General features: G+C 60.7%; 2 protein-coding genes. Both read left to right on the top strand.

Features of this window, described 5'->3' with window-relative positions:
• Positions 1-20 precede the first annotated feature (20 nt).
• Complete coding sequence (locus tag PDO_RS05775) at positions 21-6,170, top strand: non-ribosomal peptide synthetase (protein ID WP_244426359.1); 6,150 nt, start codon at positions 21-23, stop codon at positions 6,168-6,170.
• The coding region (locus PDO_RS05770; protein WP_007599068.1) for a condensation domain-containing protein at positions 6,170-8,538 on the top strand (2,369 nt) is incomplete at its 3' end. The genes PDO_RS05775 and PDO_RS05770, both read left to right, overlap by 1 nt.

Below are 8,538 nucleotides of genomic sequence, written 5' to 3'. Positions count from 1 at the left end.
GGCGGTCTCGTGGTCAGCTGATGCAGAACCAGGCGCCTGGCGCCATGCTATCGGTTCGCGCATCGCCAGAGACCCTGCAGGGCTATCTGCGGGGAGGGGCCGAGATCGCGGCGATCAATGCGCCGAAACTCTGCGTCGCATCCGGTCCGATGGACGATATCGAGGCACTGTGTTTTGCTCTTGAAAAGGCTGGTATCGCCTTCAGCCGGCTGCATACGTCGCATGCCTTCCATTCTGCCATGATGGAGCCGTGCATCGAGGAACTGCGCGACGTTGCCGCGAAAGTCACCTATGGCCGCGCAACCATTCCCTATATTTCCTGTGTCACCGGTGGCTGGCAGAATGATGAGCTTGGATCGTCGCCGGACTACTGGTCGAGACATTGCCGGGAACCGGTCCGCTTTTCCGACGGTCTAATCACGCTGTGCCAGGATCAAAACCCGATCCTACTCGAGGTCGGCCCCGGTCGGACCCTGTCGGTCTTTGCCGCCCAGACGATCGGCCGCAGCGAGCTGAGTGCCATCGTCCAATCGCTGCCAGAACACGACAATGCCCAGGCGGCTCCCAGGGTGATGGCGGAAGCGCATGGCCGGATGTGGATGGCCGGAAGCGACATTCCCTGGCCGAACCTTCCGCTCGGCCGCGAGCGTATCCTGCCGCTGCCGACTTATCCTTTCCAGCGTCAACGACACTGGATTGATGCCCCACCCTCGGTTCGCCGCGCCCGTGCGGCTCAGCCGGTCCGGGTCACGGCGGCATCCGAGACCATCATAAGCGAGTTACCTGTAAACAGTGAGGTGGAAACCATGAATGCTATCAGCACAATCGCCATCGCAGACCGTGTCCCCGGACTTGAGACGTCGCTTCTGACGCTGTTGAGCGACATGTCTGGTGAAGTGCTTGAAGCCGGCAACCGCAATGACAGTTTCCTCGAACTCGGCTTTGATTCTCTGTTCATCGGGCAGTTCGCGCAAAAGATCGACAAGCAGTATGGCGTGAAGATTTCCTTCCGGGAACTGCTGAGCAACATTCCTTCGATCGCCGCTCTCGCGCGGTATCTCGACAATGCGCTGCCACCTGAAACAGCGCCTGTGGAAATTGCGACACCGGTTGCATCTCCGGTTTCCATGACACCGGCCCCCATTGCGCCGGCTCCGGTCGCTGCACCGATGCCTCTGCCGACCATTGCGCGCGGTGCAGCCGTCGATGGCAGTCTAGAAGCCGTTCTGCAATCACAATTGGCACTCGCCCAGACGCTGTTTGCCCAGCAACTGCAGTTGCTTCAGGGCGCCGGCCAACCGATTCAGGTGACCGCGGCCCCGGCATTGCTCGCAGCTGCTGCCCCAGTTGCCGCGCAGCCAGCGGCCCCGGCATTGCTCGCAGCTGCTGCCCCAGTTGCCGCGCAGCCAACCGGGACTGTGCCTTCCAGCACGACCCCGGCAATGGCTCTCTCCACGAGTGCCGTATCGGTCAGCGAAAGCGCGACGGAGATCGGTGGCGAGCGCTATCGGCGCTACCAGCAGGGTTCTGCTGCGACGAAGGCCGAACTGTCGCCTGAAAAGGAAGCCTTCCTCAACGATCTGATCCTTGCCTATTCGAACAGGAACAAGGGATCGAAAGCCTATACGCAGGAGCACCGCAAGCGTCTTGCCGATCCGCGCACAGCATCCGGTTTCCGCGCCGAGTGGAAGGAGATGACCTTCCCCGTCGTCAGTGACCGCTCCAAGGGCGCGCGTATCTGGGACATTGATGGCCACGAATACATCGATCTGGTCAATGGCTTCGGCCAGACCGCATTCGGTCACGCACCCGACTTCGTCGTCGATGCGATGAAGGAACAGATGGATGCCGGTTTCGCCATCGGTCCGCAGACGCCGCTTGCCGGCGAGGTTGCCGCGCTTATCAGCGAAATGACCGGCCATGAGCGCGTCACCTTCTGCAACACGGGCTCGGAGGCCGTGATGGCCGCCATGCGGCTTGCACGCGCCGTCACAGGTCGTGACCGGATCGTGGTGTTTGCCAATGACTATCACGGCCAGTTCGACGAGGTTCTGGTCAAGGGACGCGCCCGTACAAAGGAGCCGGTGGCACTTCCGATCGCCGCCGGCATTCCGTCCGGCTCCGTCGGTAACATGGTGGTCCTGCCCTATGGCAGTGACGAAAGCCTCGACTGGATTCGCGTCAATGCGCAGGATCTGGCTGCGGTGATCATCGAGCCGATCCAGAGCCGCCATCCGGAATTGCGCCCGCAGGAATTCGTGCGCAGCCTTCGCCAGATCGCCACCGAGGCAGAGTGTGCCCTGGTGTTTGATGAAGTCGTGACCGGCTTCCGCGTCGATCCGGGCGGCATGCAGGCGATCTGGGGCATCCAGGGCGACATGGCGACCTTTGGCAAGGTTGTCGGCGGTGGGATGCCCATCGGCGTTCTCACTGGTACCAGCCGGTTCATGGACGCGCTCGATGGTGGACACTGGACCTATGGTGACGATTCCGTGCCGAATGTCGTTCCGACCTTCTTTGCCGGAACGTTCGTGCGCCATCCGGTGGTTCTGGCCGCCGCGAAAGCCGTGCTCCATCACATCAAGGGCGAGGGCTCGGCGCTTTACAGCCGCGTCGCACCCCGGACCGAAGCGCTGGTCGAGGAAATCAATGCCGAGCTGGTCAAGCGTGGCATCGCGCCGAGCCTGCGCGGCTACAAGAGCTGGTTTGTCACCGACTTCAGCAGCCAGGATCCGCTTGGCGGCCTGTTCTACCCCTATCTCCGGATGAACGGTATCCATATCCAGGACGGCTATCCGTGCTTCCTGACCACGGCGCATACCGAAGAAGATTTCAAGACCATTGCGCGGGCATTCCGCGATGCGATCGACGCTCTGCAATGTGTCGGCATCTTTACGCCGAAAGGCCAGAGCGAGCTTGCCGGTCCGCCCAAGGCGATCGCCGTGGCGGCACCCGCAAAGGCCGAAAGGCCCGAAAGTGCAGCCCTGACCGAGGCCCAGTCGGAAATCTGGCTGGCCGCACAGGCTGGCGATGAAGCCTCATGCTCCTTCAATGAATCGCTGTCTCTGGCGCTGAACGGCGTGTTCGACAGCCAGGCCTTTCTGGCAGCGTTGAGGACGGTGGTCGATCGCCATGACGCCTTGCACATCCGCTTTGATCGCAATGGCGAACGGTTCCGCTTCACGCCGGACTTTGTATTGCCGGTCGAGGTCCTTGACCTGTCCGAGGATGCCGATTCAGACGCGCTCCTCGGTTCCTTGATCGAAAGGGATGCTGTCACCCCATTCGATCTGGTGCATGGACCTCTTGCCAGAGGCTATCTGGTGCGACTGGGTGAAGACAGGCATGTCTTTGTCTTTACGGCACATCACATCATCTGCGACGGCTGGTCGCTGAACGTGATCATCAACGAATTGTCTGCGGCTTATTCCGCTGCCTTGCGGGGGGAAGCGGCCGAATTCGAACCTGCACTGTCCTTCGCCGACTATGCGACGAAATTTGCGCCCAAGGATGATGTCAGCCGTGAGACTGCGCGTTTCTGGCAGGAGCAGTACAGGGTTCTGCCCGAGCCTGCGGATATGCCGTTCGACAGGCCCCATCCTGATCACAAGAGCTTCGCCGGTGGTACCTGCACCGCGATGATTTCCGCCGATGTGTGCAAGCAGATCAAGAAACGCGGTGCCCGATCCGGTGCCACGCTCTTCTCCACCATGCTGGCTGCGCTTCAGGTCATGCTGGCCCGTCTTTCAGGCGAACCCGATGTGGTGATCGCCATTCCTTCGGCCGGCCAGAGCCTGCTGGAAGACAAGATCCTAGTTGGGCACTGCGTCAACCTCCTGCCGCTGCGCCAGATGGTCGATGCCTCCGTCTCGTTCGAAGACCACCTGAAGGCGACGCAACAGCTTGTCCTGAAGGCTTTCGAGCATCAGGACTACACCTATGGCACGCTGGTCAAGACACTGGGTGTCAAGCGGGATCCCCGCCGTCTGCCGCTGACCGGCATCCAGTTCAATCTTGAGCGGGTTGCTGCCAATGCGGAGTTTGCCGGTCTTGATGCGAAGATCGTGCCGAACCCGAAGGCGTTTTCGAATTTCGACATGTTCCTCAACATGATCGAGGGGGCCGACGGCATCCGGATCGACGTCGACTACAATGCCGACGTCCTGGACCGCACCACTGTTGATCGTTGGATCGGCCATTTAGCCACGCTCGTCACAGCCCTTGCGCAGGACATGCAACGACCTGTTGCATCACTGGAGGTCCTGTCTTCGGATGAAACCAAATGGCTGGCCGAAGGGCTCAATCAGAGTGCCGCAGACTATGATGGTGACCAGTTCGCTTTCTCGCTGTTTTCGGACAATGCCATACAGTTTCCCGACGCCGTTGCAGCCCGCCACGGCGACCGGGCGGTGACCTATGCCGAGCTTGACAAGCGCTCGAACCAGTTCGCGCGTCATGTCCGCTCGCTTGTCCCGGGTCAGGGGCAGCGCATCGCGCTTCTGGCCGATCGTTCACTCGATATGCTGGCCGCATTGATCGGCATCATGAAGGCCGGGCACGCCTATGTTCCGCTCGACCCGGGCCATCCCGAAACACGGCTGCGCCAGACGCTGACGACGGCACAGCCGACGGCCCTGGTTTGCGATAGCGCGGTTGCTGCGGGACTTGTTGCCGATACGGTCACCGTCATCCGCCTCGACAAGGATGCAGACGCCATCGCGGCCCATTCAGGCTCGACACTCGAAGCGCTACCGTCCGATACCGAGACCACTGCCTATGTGATCTTTACCTCGGGTTCGACGGGCACGCCCAAGGGTGTCGCGATCTCGCACCGTGCCCTGACCAATTTTCTCCAGTCGATGGCGCGTGAGCCGGGCTTTAACGCCAAGGACGTTCTGGTTGCCGTGACGACACTATCTTTCGATATCGCCGGCCTTGAACTCTATCTGCCGCTGATTGCAGGCGGACAGGTCGTGATTGCAGACCGTGCCCAGGTGGAGGACGGCTTCGGCCTGGTGCGTCTGGTCAAGGAGAGCGGAGCAACCGTCCTGCAGGCGACGCCGACGCTTTGGCAGATGCTGGTCGAGGCCGGCCTGGACGGGTCGATGCCGCTGAAGAAACTCTGCGGTGGCGAAGCCCTGCCGAAGGCGCTGGCTCGCACGCTGTCCGGCATGCAAGGCGAGTTGTGGAACATGTATGGTCCGACCGAGACGACGATCTGGTCTTCGGTCGCCCGGATTGCCGATGAGGATACACCGATCACAATCGGGCACCCGATTGCCAATACCCAATTGCACATCCTGGGTGCTGATGGCCGGCTTTGCCCGGTCGGCGTCACCGGCGAGCTTTATATTGGCGGCGATGGTCTCGCTCAATGCTACTTCGAGCGGCCGGACCTCACCGAGGCTGCTTTCGTCGAACGCGATATCGGCACCGGCCACGCGCAGCGCCTGTACAAGACCGGTGACCTTGGCAAGCGGCTGGCGGATGGCTCGCTGCAATTGCTGGGTCGCCGCGACAACCAGATCAAGCTGCGTGGCTTCCGCATCGAGCTGGGTGACATCGAAACGGTGATTTCCCAGGTGCCTGGCATGCGCCAATGCGCCGTGGTCGGCGCACGCAACGGCAAAGGCGATCTTGTCCTGGTCTGCTATTTCGTCGCCGAACCCGGCACGCCGGCTGCAGACAGCCTGCAACTGGCCACCAGGGTCAGGGCGCAGTTGCCGGCCTATATGGTTCCAAGCATCTGGTCACTGGAAACCGAATTGCCGCAGACGGCAAATGGAAAGCTCGACCGTAAGACCCTGACAGCACGCGATATCCGTCGCAGCGACGTTGAACAGGCAGTTGTGAAGATCAAGCCGCGCACACCCATGGAAGAAAAGCTGTGGGGGATCTGGAAAGGCGTGCTCGATATCGAGAGCCTGGGGGTCGAGGACAATCTCTATTCGCTGGGTGCGGATTCGCTGGTGATCTTCCGCATCGCAGCCCGGATGCTGGATGCCGGACTGCCGCTGGAGGCCAAGCATCTGCTTCGCCATCCCTCGATTGCCGAACTGGCAGCCTATGCGGAAGAGCAGGAGGAAGCTCCAGCTGTCGCCACTACCTATCAGATCCCGTCTCTTTCCGATTTCCGCAACGGCGCCCGTCGCCGGATTGAGAGCCTGTGATGAACCAGATTGAAAATACGACCGCTTTCCCTGCGACAGACGCAAAGGTCATCGGCGAGTTTCCCTGCACGCAAACCCAATTGAGGTGCTGGGTCCTCGATCAGCTCCAGCCGGGAAACCCGGCGCTCAACGTCGCCGTCCGGTGGGAAATCCGTGGTGCATTCAAGACGGCAACGATCGAGGCGGCTTTCCGCAAGATCATCCAGCGCCACGAAATCCTGCGGACACGCTTTGTCGAACGGCGCGGCCGCCCCTATCAGCAGGTGCTCGATGCCGTCGATTTCAAGATGTCGGTGATCGACCTGCGCAACATGCCGGCCGATCAGCGCGAGCAGCGTATCCTGTCGATCGGCGAAGAGACGGCGTCAGCCCCGTTTGACCTTGGCAAGGGCGGGCTCTTCCGCGTCGCCCTGCTGATGGTCGAGAACAATCGCGCCTTCATCCTGATCACAGCCCATCAAACCTGCTTCGATGGCTGGTCCATTCGCGTGCTGGGGCGTGAGCTTGGCGAGATCGCATCCGCGATCGACGCCGGTCGGGTGCCGGACTTGCCGGAACTGCCGTTGCAATATGGCGATTTTGCCTTGTGGCAGCAGGAATACCTGTCCAGTTATGGCTTCGAGGCGGAAAAGACCTTCTGGCAAGAGAAACTGGTCGGCGCGCCATATTTCGAACTGGTCAGCGATCATCCACGATCCTTGGTCAAGAGCACCAACGGCAATATCCTGTCGGCGGTCAAGGGACTGGAGTTTGGCGAACGTATTGAAAAGGCGGCGCGTGACCACAAGGTATCGCTCTATGCCTACGGCGTTGCCGTCGTCAGTGCGGCGCTTCATCGTTTCACCGGCGCTGAGGATATCCTGTTCGGGACGCAGATCGCCGGACGCGAACAATCCGACCTGGAGCCGATGATCGGCGTGTTCATCAACAACATGGTCCTGCGCCTGCCGGTGCAGCCACAGACCACGTTCGAGGATCATCTTCGAACGGCGACTGAAACGGTGACGGCCGCCGTCAATCACCAGCGCATGCCGTTCAACAAACTGGTCGAATTCGTCAATCCCGTCCGCGATCCTTCCCGCAATCCGCTGATTTCGGTGAACTTCAATCTGTCCAAGGCTTTCCTGGAAGATCGCCACTACGGCGACTTCGAGCTGATCAGCGCGCCGTCGCAGTCGCCCGGCGTCATCTACGACATCAGTTTCGGCATGGTCGGACGCCCGTCTGGCTGGCGCATGTCGGTCGAATACAACACGGACCTGTTCGAAAAGAGCACGATCGAGCGCCTGCTGCAGCTGTGGCAGGATGTCTATGAGCAGGCCTTGAGCAATCCGATGGCGCCTCTCTCCTCCGGGGCTGCACTTGAGCGGCCGGGTAAACCCGAAACGCGCTTGCCTGACGCTCCGGTGATCAACATTGCCCGTAAGCAGCCGCAACCTGCCGCTGACGACGAAACGACCTTTGCACCGGAAGATCCGGCGGCTCTGTCTGCGTCTGACCGGATTTCGCGGATGGGCGAGATCTGGGCCGACGTGCTTGATGTCGAAAAAGTCGAGCCGGACGGAAATTTCTTTGCACTGGGCGGCCATTCCCTGCTTGCCTTGCGCATGCTTTCCACCGTCAGAGACAAATTCGGGATCAAGCCCGAGCTTGCTCTGCTGTTCAAGGAGCCGACCCTGAAGGGCTTCACGCAAACCCTGTTCGGCGGCATCACTGTCGAACCGTCGCCTCCGGCATCGTCACCCGGCATTTCCTGGGAGATCAATACCTACAAGACCGGAACCGGACCCTGCACGGTCTATACCTTGAACCATCCGTTCCTCTACTATCGGCTGGCCAATGCGCTCGACGATGCGATCTCGGTGCATAACGTCAACATGTTCGGTGCGTCTGACGAAGAGACTGCATTAGACGCATCACTCGAAGAGATTGCGGCACAGGCTATCGCGGCCATGCAGATCGACAAACGTCATGGTCCGGTTGCGATTGTCGGATTGTGCGTCAATGGCGTTTTGGCTGTTGAAGTTGCACGGCAATTGCGCAAAGCCGGTGTCGACGTTGCTTTCACCGCCATTATCGATGCCTGGGCGCCCGGCTACTTCCGCGCACAACCGAAGTTGCGCCAGCGTCTGTGGAACCTGGAAAGACGCTACAAGCGGGTCGGCTATTTCGTGAGCAAACTGCTGTCGGGCCGCATCAAACCTGTCGTTTTCCTGAAAGAGTTCAACGCGACGCTCTGGCTGATGGAAAAACTCGGCATCGGGGCTGCTCAGCCGACGGCAGAAGAAAACGCAAACTCGCGGGTGACCGACTTCCTGGTTCGCGCCGCACGCGCCTATCGCGCCCGGCCCAGCGGGGAGCTTATGCT

This window comes from Rhizobium sp. PDO1-076 (assembly GCF_000247475.1).
In the GTDB taxonomy this organism is placed as follows: Bacteria; Pseudomonadota; Alphaproteobacteria; order Rhizobiales; family Rhizobiaceae; genus Allorhizobium.
This window is presented reverse-complemented; position numbering and strand designations above follow the sequence as displayed.